Below are 22,232 nucleotides of genomic sequence, written 5' to 3'. Positions count from 1 at the left end.
GGTGGTTATGCCGAAAAAAGGCGAGAGCAAAAAGCAGCGTGTGTCGGAACAAATTATCGGCCCGCTGGGCGATCCCGGTAGCCTGTATTTTCAGATGAAACAGTTCCTGCAATACCAACGCGAACGCAGCTACTCCGAACGCACCGTGGGCAACCGCGAAAGCCTGCTGATTGCGTTTATCCGCTGGTGTGACGAACGAGGTCTGACCCGGCCACAAGAAATCACCCGCCCGATTTTAGAGCGCTACCAGCGGCATCTTTTTCTCTATCGAAAAGCCGACGGCGAAGCGCTGTCGGCCCGCAGCCAAACGGTGCGTATCACGCCGATTCGGGTGTGGTTCAAGTGGCTGACCAAAACCAACCGCATCCTGTACAACCCGGCTTCCGACCTCGATCTACCGAGGATGGAACAGCGGTTGCCAAAGCACATCCTCAGCAGCGACGAAGCCGAACGTATTCTCAACGTGCCGGACACCCAAACCTCGACCGGCATGCGCGACCGGGCCATGCTGGAAACCCTCTACAGCACCGGCATGCGCCGCATGGAGTTGATCGGCCTGAGCTGGAGCGCTATCGATTACGAGCGCGGCACGGTGATGATTCGCCAGGGCAAGGGCAAAAAAGACCGGATGATTCCCATCGGTGAACGGGCTCTGGCTTGGATCACCAAATACCGCGACGACGTCAGGCCCCATTTTGTCTTGGGTCAGGACGATGGCACCTTGTTTCTGACCCAGCAGGGCGAAGGATTTAGCCCCAACCGCCTGACGCAACTGGTGCGCGAACACATCGAAAAAGCCAACATCGGCAAGCGTGGCAGTTGCCACTTGTTCCGCCACACCATGGCCACCCTGATGCTGGAGAACGGCGCCGATATTCGTTTCATCCAGGCCATGCTTGGACATGTCAGTCTGAACACCACGCAGATTTACACCCAGGTCAGTATTCGGGCGCTCAAGGAAATTCACACCGCGACTCATCCGGCACGGTTGCAACGGCAACACTCGGCCAGTGAAACCACGGCTGAAACCTTGCCAGATGACCCCGTCGAAGCCCTGTTGACGGCCTTGGACGCCGAAGCGGATGAAGAAAGCGAGTTGGCCTGACAACTTGCCTGCAAAGGCCTGACAAACACCCCGCAAGTCCCCTACAGATGCCCAGCGACCTGACAAATCGCCTGCAAACTCCCCGCAAAGTCCCAACCAATACCTGACACCCCCGCAGGCCGCGAATCGGCCTCAATCAACGGCAAAAATACAGGCACGCTATGGATGTATACACATCCGGTGCCAAAGGGGTGCCCTTTGAATCCCGAGAAGCCGCCTCTACGAGTCGAGCGATAAATCTGAATGAGCTGTCGGACCGGAAATGTTTTGTACGGACGGCCTGCACGCAGACCATCCATACAAAACCCCGATCAGGGCAGCGTCCCGATACCCCTTAGATCCAAAGCCTAACGCGCTGCGCTTGTTGGCCACAGCCGACACGGCGGCTACGCCACCGCATCGTCAGGGGCTACCGAACGGGCATCAGCCAGGTACTTCGCCACAGCATGCAGGCTCATCAGAGTCGATAGGGCAGACGGTCAGCTTCACGCCCAGCGCATGCACGATCACCAGCAGCGCGTCCAAGCGCAGGGTGTCACCGGCGCTGAAAAAACCTTCCAGCTGATCGTGTGTAAGCCCTGTTGCTTCGGCGATTACACTGATGCCCTTGGCGTGTACCGCCATGCCTAATACCTTGCCGACATAACCTGCATCACCCGTCTGAAGCGCATCCGTGAGAAAGATGGCCACCGCTTGCGGGTCGGTCATGGCGTGCGCTGGATCGTATGGCATAAGTAGCTCGGGCATGGGAAATGGCTCGTGTGACAGAGATTTAAAATAGCGCATTGAGTGTGTTGAAACGGATTCAAAACCCGCGTCGGGGTGGTTTTATTCAGTGAGCGTGAATCAGCTGGGCCGACCGGCGCGCAGGCCGCGCCACGTCTGGCGTTGCACGTGTAGACAACGAAATTCGCGTCGGGTGATACTGTTGGTGCAAAAGGCGCAGGTACTGCGCTGGAAACAACCAATCCCGTTGTTGTGAGTGGTAGTCGGGCAATCGACAAGGCGCAGAGTTACGAAAGTGGTGTGCGTGGGATGTATGGGGATACTCCATTTGCTGAACGTCAATACACGGCGCTTGTCGATGGGCAACGTGTCAACGGTGTCGCTGATGAAGCCAAATTTGTCGATGACTGGGCTAGTTCTATTCGGAACCCAGAAAGCCCGGCTGGCTCGAAGCCATGGTCAGTAGCTGAACAGACGAAAATGGTAGATCAGGCGAAGAAATACTCCTCTGGTTTCGATGGCGGTGCTATTTATCATACAAACAGCCCAGAACTAGCTAGTTACTATTCGAAGGTGTTTACCGATGCGGGCGTCACAAACTTTAAGTTTGTAATTACCCCGGCAACAAAGTGAGGTGTGAAATGAGTAGTGATCGGGAGACGTTAGAAAAAATTCTGGGTGGAAAAATCGAGCAGTCGAACTCTCGAAATGTACCTGGTGTTACGGTTGTGGATGGGCAGCAAGTTGTTTATTTTTCGGACGATGGGAAAAACAAATTCCGAAAACAATTTAATAACATTACGTGCTTTTCTGAGCCTCCGAATGCTGTTCGTGGAGGGGTAAATGATCGCGGGTGCAAAGTCACCCCGCCCTCGGGGCCTCTTTTTTACGCGATTTCCTATCATGGTGATCTTGACGGTTGGAGAAAAGATATTGAGGCAGGGGCAATTGGCCTTGGTCTGTTACTCGCCCAAATCAAAGGTGATCAATTGGTTATTTCCGATGGCCGCTCGATCCCTCTGTCAGATTGCAAAATAGAGTTTTCTTGATCATTACTAATCCTCAACACCGGCCTTGCGCCGGTGTTGTTTTATCTGCGTTAGCCTTTCTTCTTAACTGCTCGCTTGGTTGTTACTGCTGGTTCCCATAATCCGCGATGCCTGATACTTCAGAATCATCCCATCCAGCAGTGCCTTGATAACCGATTTCTCGGCTTCGGGCATATGGCTGACGGCCTCGAAACGCAGGCGCAAATCGTCGGACGGCCCGCGTTCTCCTTCAGCGAAAACCAAATCATCCAAACTGACGTGCAGAGCCTGAGCAAGCCGAATTAGGGCTTCTAAGGTTGGTTGAGCCGTCCCTGCCTCATAACGCCGAATCTGATTGACGTGTACTGACGCGGTGTCAGCCAGGGTTTGCTGGGTGAGATCGGCGGCCTTACGCAGCTGGATTAGGCGTGTTGGGAAATGCATGGGTAGGAACCAGATCGTTTCGGATTCCATAACTGTATGCCCTGTCTCTGATAAGGTTTGACTTTGACACAGTATAAGGTATTAAAATAAAACCTCAAACGAGCGTTGACGTATTTTGGAGAAAACCCGATGGCCCGCATCCCCGAAGCCGAACTGGAACGCCTCAAGCGCGAGGTGTCACTGGTTCGGCTGATCCAGTCGCAGGGCCATGAGCTGAAAAAGCGCGGCAAGGATTGGGTGATGTGCTGCGTGTTTCATGACGAAAGCACGCCCAGCCTATCGGTCTCCGAGGAGAAAAATCTCTATCACTGCTTTGGCTGCGGGGCGGCTGGTTCGGTGATCGATTGGGTGATGAAAACCCAGGGCGTGTCGTTGCCGCACGCGGTCCAACTGCTGCGCAACGACGCACCGCTGGAGAACACGGAAAAAGTCGGTGTGTCGCGCAGCCATGCTCGACACCTCCCTTCTTTAGCTGCGGGCTCTTCTACTGTTTCAACCTCCGCGGTCGAAGATGCGGCTCTGTTGCGTTCGGTGGTCGAGTTCTACCACGGCAATTTCAAGCAATCGCCGGAAGCGCTGACCTATCTGGAATCTCGCGGCTTGAACCATCCCGAGCTGATCGAGCATTTTCAGCTGGGCTATGCCAACAAAACCCTGACTTACCGCTTGCCTGCCGGACACACCCAGGCGGGTCGCCAGGTGCGTCAGCAGTTGCAGACCTTGGGTGTTTTGCGTTCCACCGGGCATGAACATTTAAACGGTTGTCTGGTCGTGCCGGTGCTGGGTCTGGAAGACGGTGCCCAGCCAGAGCAATCCGGGCGGGTGATGCAGCTTTACGGACGGCGGATGCAGCCGAACAACAAGCTGCACAACCAGCCACGGCATTTGTACTTGGCCACGCTGTTACGCGGGGTCTGGAACGAGGCCGCGTTGCTGGCCAGCCTGGAAATTATTCTCTGTGAATCGCTGATCGATGCCATGACTTTTTGGTGTGCGGGTTTTCGCAACGTCATCAGCGCTTATGGCGTGAACGGTTTTTCCCAAGACCATTGGCAGGCCCTGAAACACCACGGCACCCAGCGGGTAATTATTGCTTTCGACCGTGATTCAGCGGGAGACGCCGCAGCAGAAAAGTTGGCCGAGGAACTGCGCTCAGCCGGCATCGAAGTTTTTCGTTTGTTGTTTCCGCAAGGCATGGACGCTAACGCTTTCGCCTTGCAGGTGGAAAACCCGGCCCAGGCGCTGGGCGAGTTGTTGCAACAGGCACTGTGGCAGGGCAAAGGCACGCCGGTTTTGGTCGAGCCAGAAACCTCTTTTTCTTTAGCCGCTGCGCCGCAGGCAACCGCTGAGTTGCCACCGGTGCCGGGTGTTTCCGATTCGGAAACTTTGACGGTCGCGGGTCCGGTTTCCGAATCGGAAACTTTCAGCGAAAACGCCCAGGGCGATCTTTTGTTGGCCGTGGCCGACCGTCGATGGCGGGTACGTGGCTGGAAAAAGAACCTCGGCCCGGAGCAAATGCGGGTCAATGTGCAGGTACGCCGCGAGGTCGCCGAAGAGCACGTAATGGGCCGAGAAGCGGCCTATTACGTGGACAGTTTTGATTTGTATGCGGCCAAAGCCCGGTATAGCTATTTGAAACAGGCCAGCATAGAACTGGGCGTGCCGGAAGAAATCATCAAGCGCGACCTGGGCAAGCTGTTGCTCAAGCTCGAAGGCTTGCAGGAAGCGGCAATCCAGGCAGCACTGGCCCCGAAAAATCCCACCCCGACACTGAGCGCCGAGGATGAACTGACCGCGTTGAACCTGTTGCGTGCGCCGAACCTGATCGAGCGCATCGAGGCGGATTTGACCCGCTGCGGGGTGGTCGGTGAATCCTACAACTTGCTGGCCGGGTACTTGGCGGCGGTTTCCAGAAAATTGGATCAGCCCTTGGCCGTATTGATTCAGTCATCGAGCGCGGCGGGCAAAAGCTCGCTGATGGACGCCGTGCTGAACCTGATGCCGGAAGAAGAACGCATTCAATACAGCGCCATGACCGGCCAGAGTCTGTTTTACCTCGGCGAAACGGATCTGCAACACAAGATACTGGCCATCGCCGAAGAGGAGGGCGTTCGCCAAGCGGCTTATGCCCTGAAACTGCTGCAATCGGACGGCGAATTGACCATTGCCAGCACCGGTAAGGACGAAGCCACCGGCAACTTGATCACCAAACAATACACGGTCAAAGGCCCGGTGATGCTGATGCTCACCACCACGGCCATCGACGTGGACGAAGAGCTGCTCAACCGGTGTTTGGTGCTGACCATCAACGAAAGCCGCGAGCAAACTGAAGCGATTCATGCCGCCCAACGTAAAAAACAAACCCTCGACGGCCTGCTGGCCGACGCTGAAAAACAGGCGATTACTCGCCTGCACCAGAACGCCCAGCGGCTGATCAAAACCGTGGCTGTGGTCAATCCGTTTGCTGACCAACTGACCTTTCTTTCGGACAAAACCCGGACCCGGCGTGACCACATGAAATACCTGACGTTGATTCGCTGCATTGCCTTGCTGCATCAGCATCAACGCCCGATCAAACACGTCGAGCATCGCGGCAAATCCTTGGCTTACATCGAGGTCACGAAGGGCGACATCGTGCTGGCCAACCGGCTGGCCCACGACATTCTTGGGCGCACCCTGGACGAACTGCCGCCGCAAACACGGCGGTTACTGGAGTTGCTACAGGGTTGGGTCGAGGCCCGAAGTCAGGCGCAGGGACTCAAAGAAAATGAGTTTCGGTTCGGTCGCAAGGACGTGCGCGAGGCCACTGGCTGGGGGGATACCCAGTTGAAAATCCATCTGGGCCGATTGACCGAGCTGGAATATTTGCTGCTGCACCGCAAGGGATTGGCCCATGAATATACCCTCACGTATGACGGCAAAAGCGGTAATCAACCGCACTTGATGGGCCTGATTGATGCCGACCTACTCGACAACAAATCAGCCCGGTCGGGGGAAGAGGAGCAGCGGTCGGACTCAGGTCGGGCCATGGCCGGTACTCAGTCGGACACCCTGAACCATGCGCAAAGCCACGTTGTTTCTGGCCTTGAGTCGAAAGCGGTCGGTCAGAACGAAAAACCACTGATCCAGCCGCCACAAAAAAACCACTCCGCGTTGTCCAGCGCCGTCTAAGTCGAGGTGGTTATGCCGAAAAAAGGCGAGAGCAAAAAGCAGCGTGTGTCGGAACAAATTATCGGCCCGCTGGGCGATCCCGGTAGCCTGTATTTTCAGATGAAACAGTTCCTGCAATACCAACGCGAACGCAGCTACTCCGAACGCACCGTGGGCAACCGCGAAAGCCTGCTGATTGCGTTTATCCGCTGGTGTGACGAACGAGGTCTGACCCGGCCACAAGAAATCACCCGCCCGATTTTAGAGCGCTACCAGCGGCATCTTTTTCTCTATCGAAAAGCCGACGGCGAAGCGCTGTCGGCCCGCAGCCAAACGGTGCGTATCACGCCGATTCGGGTGTGGTTCAAGTGGCTGACCAAAACCAACCGCATCCTGTACAACCCGGCTTCCGACCTCGATCTACCGAGGATGGAACAGCGGTTGCCAAAGCACATCCTCAGCAGCGACGAAGCCGAACGTATTCTCAACGTGCCGGACACCCAAACCTCGACCGGCATGCGCGACCGGGCCATGCTGGAAACCCTCTACAGCACCGGCATGCGCCGCATGGAGTTGATCGGCCTGAGCTGGAGCGCTATCGATTACGAGCGCGGCACGGTGATGATTCGCCAGGGCAAGGGCAAAAAAGACCGGATGATTCCCATCGGTGAACGGGCTCTGGCTTGGATCACCAAATACCGCGACGACGTCAGGCCCCATTTTGTCTTGGGTCAGGACGATGGCACCTTGTTTCTGACCCAGCAGGGCGAAGGATTTAGCCCCAACCGCCTGACGCAACTGGTGCGCGAACACATCGAAAAAGCCAACATCGGCAAGCGTGGCAGTTGCCACTTGTTCCGCCACACCATGGCCACCCTGATGCTGGAGAACGGCGCCGATATTCGTTTCATCCAGGCCATGCTTGGACATGTCAGTCTGAACACCACGCAGATTTACACCCAGGTCAGTATTCGGGCGCTCAAGGAAATTCACACCGCGACTCATCCGGCACGGTTGCAACGGCAACACTCGGCCAGTGAAACCACGGCTGAAACCTTGCCAGATGACCCCGTCGAAGCCCTGTTGACGGCCTTGGACGCCGAAGCGGATGAAGAAAGCGAGTTGGCCTGACAACTTGCCTGCAAAGGCCTGACAAACACCCCGCAAGTCCCCTACAGATGCCCAGCGACCTGACAAATCGCCTGCAAACTCCCCGCAAAGTCCCAACCAATACCTGACACCCCCGCAGGCCGCGAATCGGCCTCAATCAACGGCAAAAATACAGGCACGCTATGGATGTATACACATCCGGTGCCAAAGGGGTGCCCTTTGAATCCCGAGAAGCCGCCTCTACGAGTCGAGCGATAAATCTGAATGAGCTGTCGGACCGGAAATGTTTTGTACGGACGGCCTGCACGCAGACCATCCATACAAAACCCCGATCAGGGCAGCGTCCCGATACCCCTTAGATCCAAAGCCTAACGCGCTGCGCTTGTTGGCCACAGCCGACACGGCGGCTACGCCACCGCATCGTCAGGGGCTACCGAACGGGCATCAGCCAGGTACTTCGCCACAGCATGCAGGCTCATCAGAGTCGATAGGGCAGACGGTCAGCTTCACGCCCAGCGCATGCACGATCACCAGCAGCGCGTCCAAGCGCAGGGTGTCACCGGCGCTGAAAAAACCTTCCAGCTGATCGTGTGTAAGCCCTGTTGCTTCGGCGATTACACTGATGCCCTTGGCGTGTACCGCCATGCCTAATACCTTGCCGACATAACCTGCATCACCCGTCTGAAGCGCATCCGTGAGAAAGATGGCCACCGCTTGCGGGTCGGTCATGGCGTGCGCTGGATCGTATGGCATAAGTAGCTCGGGCATGGGAAATGGCTCGTGTGACAGAGATTTAAAATAGCGCATTGAGTGTGTTGAAACGGATTCAAAACCCGCGTCGGGGTGGTTTTATTCAGTGAGCGTGAATCAGCTGGGCCGACCGGCGCGCAGGCCGCGCCACGTCTGGCGTTGCACGTGTAGACAACGAAATTCGCGTCGGGTGATACTGTTGGTGTAAAAGGATCCGCGAACGATTTGTTGCCCGGTGACACAAAAATAGTAGGCGACGGTAGACCAGCGGCTAACGATGCGAGCTTTGCAGTACCCAAAGGATACACGCAAAATCTTGATGGAAGCGTGACCGGACCGGGTGGCGGTATCTATAAGGCCACAGGGACCCTGGATACTAATGGGAATCAGGTATATTTGGGTGGAAACGGTAACTATTACACCTTGACTGCTGACAGCTCAACTAGGATTGTTTCACCCAACCCACCTTCGGGCATTGGAGAAACCGGTCAGATCGGGGAAAATGCACTAAAGGAACTAGGTGGACGCCCTCAAGTTTCCTTCCAAACAACCCAGGGAATACGCGTAGTCGATCAACTTGATCCGAATAACATCGCGAATGAAGCTAAAGTGGGCTACACCAAGCTTGATACGAATACGGCACTTCAGATATCTAAAGACGCTGAGCTGCTGAAAACGGAGGTGGTCAATGGTGTAACATGGAATTTTTTCACCAGTCCAGTCACAGGCCAAGGAGGCCCTTCGCCTAGTTTGCTCAAGGCTCTCGTCGATGCCGGCATAAAAGTATTGGTTCATTAATTATGAAATTTACAACAAGCTATTCCCCTGTCACGATGAAATTCGCGTCAATGACAGAAGCAGAACTGAGCGATTTTTATAACTGGTTTATTGTTAATTTGCCTTACTTTTTGGATGAATTAATCCAAGCGGTTTGGAAAACGCCCGGATTTGAAGGTTGGAGTGCGGATTTTTCGCCGGAATCATTGGATATGCTTGGCGAGTGGTTTGCAGCAAGAGTCGAATCGAGGGACTTGAGCCCAGAAGAAATTGACGAACTTAAAAGCGAAATAACAAGTGCGGTAGAAATTGCCACATGGGAGTTGACCAGTGAGACGAAGTCTTTGGCAGTATTCATTGGGATGTACTATGGGCAAGTGGCTATTAAAAACAACCCAAAACTAAGTTGGAAACAGGTAAAAGCTAATATGAAGCTTGCTGATTTTGGGCAACCTGTAATATCTGGCCCAGGTGTCGTTCCTATCAATCCTGTAAGAGTTGCAAACGTGCTTGCTTGCGGTATTGCTCGTGGTTCGAAAACCGGAAGTAGACTACGAGGTTCGTACGATAATTGGAGTAAGCTTGTTGTGCCTAAAGGTTCTGTTAACAAGCTATGAGTTTGCTGGAGCTAATACGAGCCAAACTCGCTTTCTAACTTCGAACACAATTGGTTTGCAGAAAAAATTTAAAACGTCAACAACAGCATCAATCGGTCTGGCTAAGACGTTTACGAGCTACGTTCAGCCGAAACAAAACGGTCAAGAAGTCGGAGACGATTCTCCCAACGAGCGTACTGTCACCAAAGATCAGGCTAGCAACTGTGCTTTCACCACCTGTTATGACTTCGCCGACTATGCGGGCCGTATAACTCAGCAGGCGCTTCGTGAGGTTGATACATATTGGCGCTCCCAGTTGTCTGCTGGTAATGACGACAACGCGAAATTATTTCTCGACGCCGCACCACAGACGTTTACGAATGATGTAGGAGAGCAGCAAAACTATTCACTGCGGGACTGTCGCAGTTGATCAAGCGGTTTTCAATAGCGTGGGTCTATTCGGATCAGTTTTTGATGGAGCGATAATAAATAAGGATATTAATTTTCCTGCGCAATCGACGAATGCTGGATCGATCCCAATCTTGGTCTCGGATGATCGCGCATGCCTTCCGCCGCTTCGTGTATTTAATGGAGTGACTCTTGATCCTCGCTTACCAGTGCCAGACGAGGGATTTGGATGTACACCTACCATACATGACAATGCTAATTTAAATATAAGTAACTCCCAGCTTAACGGATATGTCGCAGAGCTAAATCTGGCTAACGAGGTAGCCGCCTTGCCTAATCAGACGGTACTGAAGTATGGTGATGTGATAGGACGAAACGGTTCTGATGTAATATCTGTAAACGTCCTTACAGGAGAAGTTATTTTGTGGGACTCTAAGTTTCGAAGCAGTCCAAAAACGATCCCAGAATCGACAACCTTTACAAGTCCGACTGCAAGTGAAGCTGCGTTAGAAGAGGCACTAGACGTCATAAGGTCGTCTAACCTGAACTCAGGCACTAAGCTGAAAGCAGTCCAAAATGTTTTGGAACAAAACATCACTACCATAACGGCAGGTGCGGGAGAGGTCCGGAATTCCATAGTTTCTAGGCTATGTGGCGGACATCCGTGTTAGGTTTTTGGAGGAATGATGCGAATTTTTGACCCTGTTGTAAAAAGAAAATCTTATATTGATTTTACATTGGGATTTCTTCAAGGTTTAGAGTTTGACCCACTTAAGTCAATGGGGAATATCGCAGCGGTAATGATTAGTGACGTTGTTGGTGCGTCTTTGGTCGGAATGAGTTTGGATGTTGTATATGTAACGCCACGCGCTCTAGGTTGGCTAGATTATGCGATTGAAAATCAAGAGACGTTAGGTCTGAGCTTGAATTATCACCAATTCAAACTGCATCGTGCGAAAGCGTTAGGTTTGTGGATGCAAGCTGGCATTAACTCAGAGGAAACGTGGTTGGATGCAGCTAGAGCTATTTTTGTATGTGGCAGGCACGACGCAAATGTATATCCAAAAAATAAATTGCGTTTGGATTACTTGGATGATTACATGTCATTGTGTTTTCAATCGGGGCAATATGAACAGGGTGTTTTGGAATTTGAAGAGCGAAGCGGTTCTAAAAATCTAAATTTCCTATCGCTTAAGCGAGCACTGAAACCTCGTGAAATTGGATACTTACTTTGCTTAACTTGAGAATAAGTTTGAAGCCCAAGACTTGCTTCTGGCCGGTCGTAGGATGTTAAAAGATAACCTGGAGGGTGAATGGTTTAGAATGGGCCAATATACGTACGCTGCAATGTGGCTAAAAGTTGTGCACTGGCACGACGATCCAACCCTAACGCCTTTGCTAACGATCTTGAAGGCATACGACGATATGCCAAATGTTATACGCCCTGATTTCGCCCGTTGATAAATAAAACTGAGTAGTGTTTTCAATGACAATCGAGCGCGAGGTATAGGTGGGCGACGCAAGATAAGCGTTGCAGCCTCTCAACTGGTCGTAGCCGCTCGATAAGGTCGCGACATATTGGGCAGTCCTCGGTGATTGATGTCACCGCATCCATTGGCGCGCAAACCATGCCCGCGTGAAAAGCGTGCCCCACCAGTTCCAGCACCTCCCAGCCGCAAAAATACCTGATCGAAACCAACCCGGCACTGACCGACCTCAAGCAGTTCATGAGCTCGGATTACTTGCTGGCCGGTCTCGGCTACAACCCGGACGACAGCGCCAAACGCCTGGGTGATGGCCTTTATGAACAGCGCCTTATCGAACAAGCCATCGTCGCTCGCACCGGCCAGGCGTTCATCGACGGCCAGACCTCCAACGAGGCGCAGCTCAAGTACCTGATGGACAATGCCATCGCCAGCAAAGACGCGCTGAACTTGAGTGTGGGCGTCAGCTTGACCTCGGAACAGGTCGCGGCGCTGACTCACGACATCGTGTGGATGGAAAGCGAAGTCGTTGATGGGCAGACGGTGCTGGTGCCTGTGTTGTATCTGGCTCAGGCAAACAACCGTCTAGCGCCCAATGGGGCGTTGATTCAGGGCTCTGACGTTACCCTGATCGCAGGTAAAAACCTCGACAACGCGGGCACGCTTAAGGCGACTAATAATCTTGCCGCCATGGCCGGAAATGATCTGGTCAACAGCGGCCTGGTGAGTGCGGGCGGTCGGCTTAGTTTGCTGGCGGGCAACGACCTGACCAACAAAGCGGGCGGCATTATCGCTGGACGCGACGTGAGCCTCACCGCAGTCAGCGGTGATGTGATCAACGAGCGCACCGTGACTACCCACAACAGCAGCAACGGTTACAACACCCAAGAGCGGCAATTCGCCGACAGCGCGGCTCGGGTCGAAGCGGGTAATGACCTGACGATTCAGGCGGGTCGCGACATCAGCAATTCGGGCGGGGTATTGCAGTCCGGTCGAGACCTTGGCCTCACTGCTGGCCGCGACGTCAATATCACCTCTGCGCAGGTGTTGAACAGCGACGCTCATGGCACTGACAACAACAGCAAAACCATTGTTCAAAACGGTTCCAGCGTCACATCGGGTCATGACCTGACGGTTCAGGCCGGGCGTAATGTGACGGCAGTTGCCAGCCAAATCAGTGCAAAAAATAACGTGTCCGTTGCAGCGGCTGGCGCCCTGACATTGGCCTCGGCGGCGGATGAACAGCATTCGTATGGCACGAGCAAGAAGGTCACCGCCCAGGAAGATCACGTCAGTCAGGTGTCGACGGTGGTGACGGCGGGGGGCGATGTGGTTCTCCACTCAGGGAACGACATGACGCTGGTGTCCAGCAATGTCAATGCAGGTAAAGAAGCGTATCTCGTCGCTGGTGGGAAACTAGGCTTATTGGCAGCGCAAGACAGCGATTACTCGCTGTATGACATGAAGAAAAGCGGCAGCTTCGGCAGCAAGGAAACTCAGCATGACGAAGTCACCGACGTTAAAAACATCGGCAGCCAGATCAAGACCGGTGGAGACCTCACGATAGTTAGCGGCGGGGATCAGTTGTATCAGGGTGCCAAAATTGAAAGTGGCAAGAATCTGACCATCGACAGTGGTGGCAGCATTACGTTTGATGCCGTCAAGGATTCACACCAGGAAAGTCACAACAAGAGTAGCAACAGCTGGGCATGGACCAGCATGGGGAGCAAAGGCCAAGTTGATGAAACCCTGCGTCAAAGCCAGCTGAGTGCTAAAGGCCAAACCCTTATCAATGCAGTTGATGGCTTGCACATCGATGTCAAGGACATCAACCAACAGAGCATAAGCCAAACGATAGACGCCATGGTGCAAGCTGACCCAAGCATGGCTTGGCTGAAAGATGTCGAAGCTCGCAACGACGTGGATTGGCGCCAGGTAAAAGAGCTGCACGATAGTTGGGATGAAAGTCATTCCGGGCTAGGCGGCCCTGCAATGCTGATCATCATTATCATCGTGACCTATTTCACGGCAGGGGCGGCCTCAGGTGCGCTGGGATCTGCTGCCAGTGCAACCGCAGGTTCGACTTCGGCAATGTCAGCGGGGCTAGCCGCGACAGCAACAACACAAGCAGTCGCTGCTGGCTGGGCGAATGCGGCCTTGACTGCCGTACTGACTTCTGCAGCAAGTACTGCTGCAGTCAGCACCATCAATAACAAAGGCAACGTCGGCGCGGCATTAAAAGACACCTTCAGCGTCGATAATCTGAAGAACTACCTTGTCGCCGCTGGAGCTGCAGGTCTTACCACCGGCCTGTTCAATGACTGGACCAGCACCTCGACAGGCTCAGGCGCTGCGGTGACTGACTCGACCAAGGGGGCGTTAGCCAACACCGGCAAGGTTATCGTTTCCAGTCCCGGTGGCCTGAGCAGCCTGCAAGGTGTTACCCAATTTACCGAAAACCAACTGCTGCAAAACACCACTTCGGCGTTGCTCAATAAAGCATTGGGACGTGATGGCAGTCTTAGCGATGCGTTGCAAAATAGCCTGGTGAGTGCGTTTACCGCCTATGGTTTTAACCTCGTTGGTGATATCGGGGTGGACAACCACCTGCCAGACGGAGGGCTTGCAAAAATTGGCCTGCACGCCCTGATGGGCGGCTTGGCCTCCATTGCTGGCGGGGGTGACTTCAAAACCGGCGCTATGGCGGCCGGGGTCAACGAAGCATTGGTTAACAGCTTGGCTTCGGCCTATGCAGGGATGCCAAAAGAGGAAAAAGATCAGTTGCTGCTGATGAACGCGCAATTGATTGGTGTGCTCACGACAGCCGTTCAGGACCCCACTGCAGGCATCGGCAAGCTGCAACTGGGGTCTTCGATTGCGCAGAGTGGGACGCTGTACAATCGGCAATTGCATCCCGATGAAATTGAGTTTGCGAGCGACGATGCGCGTGTTCAACGGTTTGCAGCCGAGAACGGATTGACCCCAGAACAAGCCCAGCAAGAGCTGTTGCGCACGGCGGCGTCAATGGTAGATCGCGGCTGGAACAGTGTCCTAAGTGAAAAGGATGGCAACACAGCCAAAGCGGCAGATTTTCTCCGAGCAGAGCTGATTCAAGCCAAAAATGATCACCTGTTCCAAGTATCATTGGCGGACTACAACAATGAACGTGTTGGCTTGGTGGATCTGTTCAAGGATAAAGCGTCCTTGGATAAAGTGCTAAAAAACGTTGCCTTGGTCGATCCTCTCGATTATCGAACAGACGCCAAGTACATGCGGGAAGTGCTGAACGCCAAAGGGGAAGGTAGTCAGGAGGGATTTGTCCTTGGATTGGAAGGCGCCGCTAGCGGCGCATCGAAAACAGCGCTTTGGGCAATGGGCGCCGTCAATTGCCCGAGTTGCGCCGCTGAAGACATTCAGAATGCTTGGAACTTGGTCCTGAGCATCCCTGAAGAGTTGCGTTTAAAGGGGTACTTGGACAATCTATACATCATGCAGGGCGGTGGTGCGGACGTCATTAGGGGCAATGAGTCGGCCTCTACTTCGGCCGGTGTTGGTCTCGGGCTTGCAATTGATGGCGGTTTGGCTGGTGTCAAACTGCCGGAAGGCAGCGGTGCTATAGGTGCAAAGGGAGTAGCAAACCCGGTTTCGGATACGCTGGCTCGCGTAGTGCCTAGCGGTCTTAACCCGACTAACTTCGCGAAGCCTGGGGATTTGGACGCATTTGTTACCAATGCCAGCGAATTGCGAGGCTTGTCTAATGCGCAGATTGCGGAGAGGCTAACAATCCCAGAAATTCCTGGTGGATTTAGGGTGATTGAATTTCCAAGCTCTTCCGTGGACGGGATTGCGTCGCCAGTATTTAGAACAAATCCCGGTTTTGTACAGGGTGGTAAAACTGCAGGAGGCGCGGCTGAGTTCGTGATTCCTAATGGTCCAATTCCATCAGGAGCAACTCAATGGTTTCCACAATGATGAGTATTCAACCGGCTGAAACTATTATTGTCGGCAAGTGGACTCTTGAAAACGGAAAACTTGTAGCTGACACCGTAGCTCAGCGTATCGACCATTTAATAAAGAATGAGCTAACAGAGCTTGGGATTTCCAGTGATGGTTGGTCTGTCCTCTATTTGGATAAGCGTGATAGTCGTTATTGGGAGTTGAACTATCCGAATAGCAGTGCGCACGGCGGAGGTGCGCCATGCTTGACAGTGCTGTCTCGTGATGAAGCTGTGGAGAAGTTCAAAATTTTAGGCTAAATATTTGTTGGTGCAAAAGGCGCAGGTACTGCGCTGGAAACAACCAATCCCGTTGTTGTGAGTGGTAGTCGAGCCATCGACAAGGCGCAGAGTTACGAAAGTGGCGTACGTGGAATGTATGGCGGCACAACAGCATTTGAGGAGCGTCAGTTTGAAGCAATTGTCGATGGGAAAGTTGTTAATGGCGTCGCCGATGAAGTAGCCACGATTGGAGGGAAGAGTACTGCTATTGAGGCCAAGTTCGTCGATGACTGGGCTAGTTCTATTCGAAACCCAGAAAGTCCCTCAGGTTCGAAACCTTGGTCAGTAGCTGAACAGGCGAAAATGGTAGATCAGGCGAAGAAATACTCTTCTGGTTTTGATGGTGGCGCTATCTACCACACGAATAGTCCAGAGTTGGCTAGTTATTATTCGAAAGTATTTACTGATGCGGGTGTCACAAACTTTAAGTTTGTAATTACCCCGGCAACGAAGTGAGGTGTGTCATGAGTAGTGATCGGGAGGTGTTGGAACGCATTCTGGGTGGGGAGATTGAGCAGCGGGGGGCACGAACTGTACCCGGTTTAAATCCTGTTGAAGGAGTGGAATTTGTCTATTATCAGGATGACAAAAAACTAAAGCCAAAGAAGCTGTTTAAATCTTTGCTAGATGGCGTAAATCCACGTAGCGCCAAAAAAGGCGGAAGGGTATCGGATAGTTGTAATGTTGTTTTTCCTGATGGTTCGCTATTTCACGCAATGTCCTATCACGGCGATCTTGAAGGTTGGAGAAAAGATATTGAGGTAGGTGCAAAAAGCCTTGGCCTGCTGTTGGCCCGAATCGAAGGTGATCAATTTATTATTTCCGATGGTCGTTCGATCCCTCTGTCAGATTGCAAAATAGAGTTCTCTTGAACACTGCTTACCCTCAACACCGGCCCTGCGCCGGTGTTGTTGTATCTGCTTACTGCAAAACCTCCCGTCCTTCGCTGCTCGCTTTGGTCGTGGCCTGAGCGATCAAGGCATCGAGCATCTGCGCCACAAATTTCTGCTGGCTCTTAGGTAGCTGGTCGATGGCTTCCAGTTGCTGTTGCCATTTCGGAGCAGGGCCACGCTTACGCACAGTGGTTTCCTGCTGCTGACCAGATAGCTCTTCAAGTGTGGTCGAGAGCAGCCGGGCCAGCTCTGGCAGCGCCGCTACCTGGATTCGCCGCTTGCCGGACTCATAGGCTTGGATAGTCTGCTGGGACACGCCCAGCCGTTCGGCCAGTTGGGTTTGGGTGATGCCGTGTTCTTTGCGCAAGCGGGCAATGTGCCATTCGGGACGGATTTATTTTTACAAGTCCCTTTTCCTAATAAATAAATCAGTCCCTTTTCCTAGGGACCACGCACGACAGAAGCAACGGCTCTAATACCCAAGAACGACAATTCGCCGACAGCGCGGCTCGGGTCGAAGCAAGCAACGACCTGACCGCAAGTGCCGGTCGCGATATCACCAATTCGGGCGGGGTATTTCAGTCCGGTCGAGACCTTGGCCTCACCGCTGGCCGCGACGTCAATATCACTTCAGCTCAAGTGCTGAACAGCGACGCTCATGGCACTGACAACAACAGCAAAACCATTGTTCAAAACGGTTCCAGCGTCACATCGGGTCATGACCTGACGGTTCAGGCCGGGCGTAATGTGACGGCAGTTGCCAGCCAAATCAGTGCAAAAAATAACGTGTCCGTTGCAGCGGCTGGCGCCCTGACATTGGCCTCGGCGGCGGATGAACAGCATTCGTATGGCACGAGCAAGAAGGTCACCGCCCAGGAAGATCACGTCAGTCAGGTGTCGACGGTGGTGACGGCGGGGGGAAGCGTTGCGTTGAGTGCGGGCAAAGATCTGGATGTGATTGCCAGTAAGGTCAGCGCGACGGACGAAGCGTATTTGTATGCCGGGAAGGACCTGAACTTGCTGGCGGCTGAGGATACGGACTACTCGTACCTGTCGAAAACCAAAAAAGGCTCATGGGGAAAGAAAAGCTCGTCGATGAGCGAAAGTGAGAGTGATACGGCAGTTGGATCTGTGATTCAGGCAGGAACAAAACTCGTCATCTCTGCTGCTCAAGATATAAATGCCCAAGGTGCAACGCTGAGTGCAACAGGTGCACTGCAAGCCAGCGCGGGCCACGACATCAACCTGGACGCAGCCGAAAATTCCAGTAGTGAAGCCAGCGCGAGTTCGAAAAAGGGTTTCTTTTCCAGTAAGTCGGACAGCAGTTCTTCTAGCCAGACGACGGTTACCAGCACTTAATTACATGGACAAAGTATCGATCTGCAAGCGGACAATGACATCGTCCTTAAAGCCGCAACCCTTACCGCACAACAGAACGTAGAGCTTTCGGCTGGTAGGGACGTTGTAATCAGTACAGCCCAACAGAGCCAGCAATCCGGGCAGTCCAGTATGAGGTAATTAAACCCCTACCAGTGATTCAGGGGAAGATAGCTCCAGCTTTTGACGAGGTTGGCGGGGGTGTGCAGATATTGCCTAGTTTCGCGGATAGGGTTAATGTGGAATGGCTCGTGGCTAATCACTATTTAAAGCTGGTACCGTGACATGAACGTATCAATAAATGACATACAGTTAAAGGTTTATGAGTTAGGGAAGTTGATTTGCGCCCCTACTTGTTTTTTAATCGTTGGTTCTCTGCCGTTTGTCGACGGTAGTCCCTATGTTGAAATCCGTGAGAGTAAATACAATTTTATCTACTCTGAAAGAGGGTTTGAGTTTTCTAGGAAGACTACTAACTCTCTGGACGAATTGCTTTATTGGATTATGGTTAGAGCTGCAAACCGCATGGCACTTCAATACGAAGTGCAAAATCGGGTAGATGGCGAAGATTTTCGCAGGTTGTATTTCGCCAAGCTAATATCCCTCGTCGCATCAATTGACGTTGAGTGGGGAAAGCGGATAGAAAGTGAAGTGCACAATACATTGATAAGTGCCCCTTACGAAGATGATTTATGAAGGCCAAAGTGCACGATATCAATGAATGGAGAAAAGGGAATGTGGCAGTGGTACTGCCGATAAGTACTCGACACGCCGGAAGACAACAACAGCAATACGACCCACAGCGCAATCATGGCTTGGACGTCGATGCGTGGTCATGCGCCATGAACACCGTGCCGACGAAAAGCTGTTCGTTGACTACGCAGGCCAAACCGTGTCGGTCATCGACCGGCACACAGGCGAGATCCGCCAGACCCAGATCTTTGTCGCCGTGCTGGGCGCCTCCAGCTATACCTTTGCAGAAGCCACATGGTCGCAAAAACTGCCGGACTAGCTGGGCTCGCACGTGCGCTGCTTCGCTTTTCTTGGCGGGACATCCGAGATCCTGGTGCCGGACAATCGTAAGCGATCCATCACACCCACATTCAAAGCCGCCACTTATTAGCTGACGCTGTGCTCCCGATCTCTTTCTGGAGCCTGCACCCATGATGCGACCCGCTGCCAAAGTTGAAAAAGTCTACCTCTACCCCAAGCCGGTGGACTTTCGAAAATCCATTGACGGTCTTTCGGCTTTGGTCGAACTGGATATCAAGGTGGCGGTTTTCGACCCGGTACTTTTTGTCTTTCTTAACAAGCCTCGCAATCGAGTAAAGATTTTTTATTGGGAACGCAACGGCTTTTGCCTGTGGCTTAAGCGTTTGGAGTCCGAACGTTTCAAAACCTCACCCGATATCACTGACGAAGCCATCGTGCTGACCGTTCAGGAACTGAACTGGTTATTGGATGGTTTTGACCTGTGGCGCAACCGTCCACATCAAGTTTTGACGCCGCGATTTGTCGCATAGTTGGTATAATCCTCGGCATGGTGCGACACGAGATCGCGTGTTCAACTGTTTAACTTCAATAGGTTAGCAGTCAAACACGAGTCGTAAGCTCTGGATCTCATTGCTCAACTCCGCTTTCTGGAGTAACGAGCCTGACGTGTATCCGTCAGTTCACTAGATCGGCATGCGTCAGGAGCCAATCTTGGGGTGTGAAGCCCGATCAACAATGTCCCTCCCGCAAGAGAGTGCAACCCGGTAACGGGATGCGCAGCACAACCGAATTGCACGGTAGTACGGGGACTAGTGACCCAACCCGCATGGCTAACATATGTGAATCGTCGACAGAACCCTCGTAAGGATTGACGGGCCTACGGCAATTATCGGCCCCAGCCAAAATGGCATTGTAGCCAGCCATTCCTGTCATGTAATGGGATGCGGTAGTAGAAGCGCTGCCGGGGGATAGACGAAGCCTAAACGGGGAATTGATGCGATTCAGGGAACGTGGCAATCCTGACCACTCGCCTTACCAGCCACATCGGCGGCAGACTTTCCGCAAGGGACGTTGATGAGTGTGGGGAATAGGAGGATGCAAAAAGCAAAGGACCGTCTGTAACGGATGGCATACCGGTTTCAACATTACCGGCAGGGGAAACCCTGGCTGACGTGCATCTGGTTTACGAGCGCAAATACAACTGTTGATTCCGTCGAACTATGAAGTTGGCACGGGCACACGCTAAGAGATCCTGTGCAAACAGTTTCTAACTTCGAGCAGGACTGTATGAATACGCAACCACCGACTTCGGTTACGTCTGCGTCCTTGGATGGGGCCATGAATTGGTACGGTCTTGATTGGGCCAGAATTCAAACCTCCGTTCGGAAAACACAGTTGAAAATTGCGCAGGCAACAAGGAAGGCCGACTGGCGAAAGGTGAAGCGCCTGCAACGCATGCTGACTCACTCGTTTCATGGGCGATGCTTAGCTGTGCGGCGAGTCACGGAGGACCGGGGTCGCAGGACGCCGGGGGGGCGATGGCGAAACGTGGGAGACGCCCCAAGCCAAACTTCGAGGGGTGATGTGTCTATCGATCAAGCGGGGTTACTGTTCTAAACCGTTGAGGCGGGTATGGATACCGAAACCTGGTAAACAGGAGAAACGCCCACTCGGAATTCCCACGATGTTGGATCGGGCCATGCAAGCGCTTCATCTGCTGGCAATTGAACCTGTTGTAGAGAGCCAGAGCGACCCCCGAAGCTACGGCTTCCGACCGGATCGCTCGACGGCCGACGCAATGGTAGAGCTGTTTCATTTGCTGGCCGCCCAAGTAGCCCCTGTCTGGATTCTGGAAGGGGACATCAAAGGTTTTTTCGATAACATCAGCCATGATTGGCTTTGTCAAAATATCCCAATGGATAAGACGATACTGCGCAAATGGCTGAAAACCGGGGTTGTTGACCGGGGGCAATTTGTTGCTACGGAGGCAGGCACGCCACAGGGCGGTATCATCTCTCCCTGTCTGGCAAACGCCACCTTGAATGGTTTGGAGCTTTTGCTGAAAGATCACTTGAAAAAACGCTTTGGCACCATAGAAGCGAAGAAAACCAAGGTTCAGGTTGTGCGCTATGCAGATGACTTTGTGGTTTTGGCAAACTCGAAAGAGTTGCTTGAAAACGAAATCAAGCCTTGGATAGAGCAATTTCTGTCTGTACGAGGGGTTGCATTATCGCAAGAAAAAACGCGCATCGCACACATCCATCAAGGCTTTGATTTTCTTGGGTGGAATTTTAGGAAGTACGTCCCGAAGTCGCCGCACAGAAAGGCAAAGCTGTTTATCAAGCCTGCGAAGAAGAATGTTTCAACGTTCTATCGGAAAGTGCGAGATATTATAAAAAACAGCGGAACCCTTACTCAGGGCGCACTGATGGGGCGACTGAACCCAGTGCTGCGAGGGTGGGCGCAATATCACTCCCCGGTTGTGGCGAAAGCCACCTTTAACAAGCTGGACCTTATCTTCTGGCGGATCTTGAGGTGGGCAAAGCGTCGGCATCCGAGGAAGTCTGTTGGTTGGCTTAAACGACGATATTACTGTTCCGGAATTCACCGGGCATTTGTATACCCAGTAAAGGGGATCGACGGGACAGTAAAGTTTCGCCAGCTATACATGCTGGCGGATACCGTAATCGTTCGTCACAAGCGCTTGCCGGGTGCGTATCAGCCGTACGATGCAGAACAGGAGTTCAAGTGGGAAGCATTAAGGGTTCAACGGATGCTACATAAGCTCCGGTATCGGCGGCAGGTACTGAGTCTTTTCAGGCGGCAACAGGGTAAATGTGCTTTATGCGGGCATGCCATCAGCAAGGATACCGGCTGGCACGATCACCACGTTGTCAGGCGGGTGGATGGCGGCCCGGATAAACTAAATAACCGTGTACTGCTCCATCCCGACTGCCACTTACAGTGCCACAAGCAGGGATTCAAGGAGCCACTTAAGCATAGCGGTTTGCAAAAACCACCTTCCGCGTGACCGGCCAGTAATAGACTGGCTTTCGTAAGCTTGAGCCGTATGCGGGGAAACTCGCACGTACGGTTCTAAGGGGGCCCCGGATC

22 protein-coding genes and 3 pseudogenes are annotated in these 22,232 nt (G+C 53.0%); 21 read left to right on the top strand and 4 right to left on the bottom strand.

Going from position 1 to position 22,232, the window contains the following annotated elements:
* Positions 1-7 precede the first annotated feature (7 nt).
* Positions 8-1,105, top strand: coding sequence for a site-specific tyrosine recombinase XerC (xerC, locus tag RGW60_RS10200; RefSeq protein WP_322204329.1), 1,098 nt, complete (start codon positions 8-10; stop codon positions 1,103-1,105).
* Between the two features lie 423 nt (positions 1,106-1,528).
* On the opposite strand, the gene RGW60_RS10195 is transcribed toward xerC (RGW60_RS10200), so the two are convergent.
* Positions 1,529-1,852, bottom strand: a complete 324-nt coding sequence (locus tag RGW60_RS10195) for an addiction module antidote protein (RefSeq protein ID WP_322204327.1) — start codon at positions 1,850-1,852, stop codon at positions 1,529-1,531.
* 288 nt (positions 1,853-2,140) lie between these two features.
* On the opposite strand from RGW60_RS10195, the gene RGW60_RS10190 reads away from it, so the two are divergent.
* Entirely contained in the window at positions 2,141-2,464 is a 324-nt protein-coding gene (locus tag RGW60_RS10190; RefSeq protein ID WP_322204336.1) for a hypothetical protein, read from the top strand.
* An 8-nt stretch (positions 2,465-2,472) separates the two neighbouring features.
* Positions 2,473-2,880 (top strand): hypothetical protein, encoded by a 408-nt coding sequence (locus RGW60_RS10185; RefSeq protein ID WP_322204335.1) that lies wholly within the window; start codon positions 2,473-2,475, stop codon positions 2,878-2,880.
* 63 nt (positions 2,881-2,943) lie between these two features.
* On the opposite strand, the gene RGW60_RS10180 is transcribed toward RGW60_RS10185, so the two are convergent.
* Positions 2,944-3,303, bottom strand: coding sequence for a helix-turn-helix transcriptional regulator (locus tag RGW60_RS10180; protein ID WP_322204333.1), 360 nt, complete (start codon positions 3,301-3,303; stop codon positions 2,944-2,946).
* Between the two features lie 129 nt (positions 3,304-3,432).
* Here RGW60_RS10180 and RGW60_RS10175 point away from each other — a divergent pair, with 129 nt between their 5' ends.
* Together RGW60_RS10175 and xerC (RGW60_RS10170) are read left to right on the top strand one after the other, a co-directional pair.
* A complete protein-coding gene (locus tag RGW60_RS10175) occupies positions 3,433-6,474 on the top strand; it encodes a CHC2 zinc finger domain-containing protein (RefSeq protein ID WP_322204331.1) in 3,042 nt (1,013 codons plus the stop codon).
* Between the two features lie 12 nt (positions 6,475-6,486).
* Entirely contained in the window at positions 6,487-7,584 is a 1,098-nt protein-coding gene (xerC, locus tag RGW60_RS10170) for a site-specific tyrosine recombinase XerC (RefSeq protein WP_322204329.1), read from the top strand.
* A 423-nt stretch (positions 7,585-8,007) separates the two neighbouring features.
* Here the strand turns inward: xerC (RGW60_RS10170) and RGW60_RS10165 are convergent, their stop codons facing one another.
* The gene (locus RGW60_RS10165; RefSeq protein WP_322204327.1) at positions 8,008-8,331 is read right to left on the bottom strand and encodes an addiction module antidote protein; all 324 of its coding nucleotides are present in this window, start codon (positions 8,329-8,331) and stop codon (positions 8,008-8,010) included.
* A gap of 207 nt (positions 8,332-8,538) precedes the next feature.
* Here RGW60_RS10165 and RGW60_RS10160 point away from each other — a divergent pair, with 207 nt between their 5' ends.
* From RGW60_RS10160 to RGW60_RS10125, 8 genes are all read left to right on the top strand, one after another.
* Positions 8,539-9,111: a hypothetical protein gene (locus RGW60_RS10160; protein WP_322204325.1), complete on the top strand. Its 573-nt coding sequence runs from the start codon at positions 8,539-8,541 to the stop codon at positions 9,109-9,111.
* A 2-nt stretch (positions 9,112-9,113) separates the two neighbouring features.
* Positions 9,114-9,707: a hypothetical protein gene (locus tag RGW60_RS10155; RefSeq protein WP_322204323.1), complete on the top strand. Its 594-nt coding sequence runs from the start codon at positions 9,114-9,116 to the stop codon at positions 9,705-9,707.
* Complete coding sequence (locus tag RGW60_RS10150; protein WP_322204321.1) at positions 9,673-10,116, top strand: hypothetical protein; 444 nt, start codon at positions 9,673-9,675, stop codon at positions 10,114-10,116. The genes RGW60_RS10155 and RGW60_RS10150 overlap by 35 nt, the downstream gene beginning before the upstream one ends.
* Positions 10,117-10,780: 664 nt before the next feature.
* Complete coding sequence (locus RGW60_RS10145) at positions 10,781-11,338, top strand: hypothetical protein (protein WP_322204319.1); 558 nt, start codon at positions 10,781-10,783, stop codon at positions 11,336-11,338.
* 654 nt (positions 11,339-11,992) lie between these two features.
* The gene (locus tag RGW60_RS10140) at positions 11,993-15,550 is read left to right on the top strand and encodes a polymorphic toxin type 10 domain-containing protein (protein WP_416194846.1); all 3,558 of its coding nucleotides are present in this window, start codon (positions 11,993-11,995) and stop codon (positions 15,548-15,550) included.
* Positions 15,535-15,834 (top strand): Imm27 family immunity protein, encoded by a 300-nt coding sequence (locus RGW60_RS10135; RefSeq protein ID WP_322204317.1) that lies wholly within the window; start codon positions 15,535-15,537, stop codon positions 15,832-15,834. The genes RGW60_RS10140 and RGW60_RS10135 overlap by 16 nt, the downstream gene beginning before the upstream one ends.
* 114 nt (positions 15,835-15,948) lie before the next feature.
* The gene (locus tag RGW60_RS10130; RefSeq protein ID WP_322204315.1) at positions 15,949-16,311 is read left to right on the top strand and encodes a hypothetical protein; all 363 of its coding nucleotides are present in this window, start codon (positions 15,949-15,951) and stop codon (positions 16,309-16,311) included.
* Between the two features lie 8 nt (positions 16,312-16,319).
* Positions 16,320-16,727 (top strand): hypothetical protein, encoded by a 408-nt coding sequence (locus RGW60_RS10125; RefSeq protein WP_322204313.1) that lies wholly within the window; start codon positions 16,320-16,322, stop codon positions 16,725-16,727.
* 49 nt (positions 16,728-16,776) lie between these two features.
* Here the strand turns inward: RGW60_RS10125 and RGW60_RS10120 are convergent, their stop codons facing one another.
* Positions 16,777-17,115: a helix-turn-helix transcriptional regulator gene (locus RGW60_RS10120; RefSeq protein ID WP_322204311.1), complete on the bottom strand. Its 339-nt coding sequence runs from the start codon at positions 17,113-17,115 to the stop codon at positions 16,777-16,779.
* A 56-nt stretch (positions 17,116-17,171) separates the two neighbouring features.
* Here RGW60_RS10120 and RGW60_RS23805 point away from each other — a divergent pair.
* The 8 genes and pseudogenes from RGW60_RS23805 to ltrA all read left to right on the top strand — a co-directional run.
* A pseudogene (locus tag RGW60_RS23805) lies at positions 17,172-17,375 on the top strand (hypothetical protein); the annotation flags it as partial.
* Positions 17,376-17,387: 12 nt separating this feature from the next.
* Positions 17,388-18,107: a hemagglutinin repeat-containing protein gene (locus RGW60_RS10115; RefSeq protein WP_322204310.1), complete on the top strand. Its 720-nt coding sequence runs from the start codon at positions 17,388-17,390 to the stop codon at positions 18,105-18,107.
* A 15-nt stretch (positions 18,108-18,122) separates the two neighbouring features.
* Positions 18,123-18,266: a hemagglutinin repeat-containing protein gene (locus tag RGW60_RS23800; RefSeq protein WP_369124897.1), complete on the top strand. Its 144-nt coding sequence runs from the start codon at positions 18,123-18,125 to the stop codon at positions 18,264-18,266.
* Positions 18,242-18,409 (top strand): TNT domain-containing protein, encoded by a 168-nt coding sequence (locus RGW60_RS23795; RefSeq protein ID WP_369124898.1) that lies wholly within the window; start codon positions 18,242-18,244, stop codon positions 18,407-18,409. Before RGW60_RS23800 ends, RGW60_RS23795 begins: the two co-directional genes overlap by 25 nt.
* 1 nt (position 18,410) lies before the next feature.
* Positions 18,411-18,821 (top strand): Imm63 family immunity protein, encoded by a 411-nt coding sequence (locus RGW60_RS10110; protein WP_322204308.1) that lies wholly within the window; start codon positions 18,411-18,413, stop codon positions 18,819-18,821.
* 130 nt (positions 18,822-18,951) lie between these two features.
* Positions 18,952-19,221: pseudogene (locus RGW60_RS10105) on the top strand (IS21 family transposase); the annotation flags it as partial.
* A 67-nt stretch (positions 19,222-19,288) separates the two neighbouring features.
* Complete coding sequence (gene tnpB / locus RGW60_RS10100; protein ID WP_322204307.1) at positions 19,289-19,648, top strand: IS66 family insertion sequence element accessory protein TnpB; 360 nt, start codon at positions 19,289-19,291, stop codon at positions 19,646-19,648.
* Between the two features lie 757 nt (positions 19,649-20,405).
* Positions 20,406-22,149 (top strand): annotated as a pseudogene (ltrA, locus tag RGW60_RS10095) (group II intron reverse transcriptase/maturase).
* Positions 22,150-22,232: the final 83 nt, after the last annotated feature.

The organism is Pseudomonas sp. AB6, from assembly GCF_034314105.1.
Lineage (GTDB): Bacteria > Pseudomonadota > Gammaproteobacteria > Pseudomonadales > Pseudomonadaceae > Aquipseudomonas.
This window is presented reverse-complemented; position numbering and strand designations above follow the sequence as displayed.

Excerpts from the sequence above, each read along its gene's own strand:
- xerC (WP_322204329.1), top strand. The coding sequence starts at position 8 with ATGCCGAAAAAAGGCGAGAGCAAAAAGCAGCGTGTGTCGGAACAAATT.
- RGW60_RS10195 (WP_322204327.1), bottom strand. The coding sequence starts at position 1,852 with ATGCCCGAGCTACTTATGCCATACGATCCAGCGCACGCCATGACCGAC.
- RGW60_RS10190 (WP_322204336.1), top strand. The coding sequence starts at position 2,141 with ATGTATGGGGATACTCCATTTGCTGAACGTCAATACACGGCGCTTGTC.
- RGW60_RS10185 (WP_322204335.1), top strand. The coding sequence starts at position 2,473 with ATGAGTAGTGATCGGGAGACGTTAGAAAAAATTCTGGGTGGAAAAATC.
- RGW60_RS10180 (WP_322204333.1), bottom strand. The coding sequence starts at position 3,303 with ATGCATTTCCCAACACGCCTAATCCAGCTGCGTAAGGCCGCCGATCTC.
- RGW60_RS10175 (WP_322204331.1), top strand. The coding sequence starts at position 3,433 with ATGGCCCGCATCCCCGAAGCCGAACTGGAACGCCTCAAGCGCGAGGTG.
- xerC (WP_322204329.1), top strand. The coding sequence starts at position 6,487 with ATGCCGAAAAAAGGCGAGAGCAAAAAGCAGCGTGTGTCGGAACAAATT.
- RGW60_RS10165 (WP_322204327.1), bottom strand. The coding sequence starts at position 8,331 with ATGCCCGAGCTACTTATGCCATACGATCCAGCGCACGCCATGACCGAC.
- RGW60_RS10155 (WP_322204323.1), top strand. The coding sequence starts at position 9,114 with ATGAAATTTACAACAAGCTATTCCCCTGTCACGATGAAATTCGCGTCA.
- RGW60_RS10145 (WP_322204319.1), top strand. The coding sequence starts at position 10,781 with ATGCGAATTTTTGACCCTGTTGTAAAAAGAAAATCTTATATTGATTTT.
- RGW60_RS10140 (WP_416194846.1), top strand. The coding sequence starts at position 11,993 with ATGGACAATGCCATCGCCAGCAAAGACGCGCTGAACTTGAGTGTGGGC.
- RGW60_RS10135 (WP_322204317.1), top strand. The coding sequence starts at position 15,535 with ATGGTTTCCACAATGATGAGTATTCAACCGGCTGAAACTATTATTGTC.
- RGW60_RS10130 (WP_322204315.1), top strand. The coding sequence starts at position 15,949 with ATGTATGGCGGCACAACAGCATTTGAGGAGCGTCAGTTTGAAGCAATT.
- RGW60_RS10125 (WP_322204313.1), top strand. The coding sequence starts at position 16,320 with ATGAGTAGTGATCGGGAGGTGTTGGAACGCATTCTGGGTGGGGAGATT.
- RGW60_RS10110 (WP_322204308.1), top strand. The coding sequence starts at position 18,411 with ATGAACGTATCAATAAATGACATACAGTTAAAGGTTTATGAGTTAGGG.
- tnpB (WP_322204307.1), top strand. The coding sequence starts at position 19,289 with ATGATGCGACCCGCTGCCAAAGTTGAAAAAGTCTACCTCTACCCCAAG.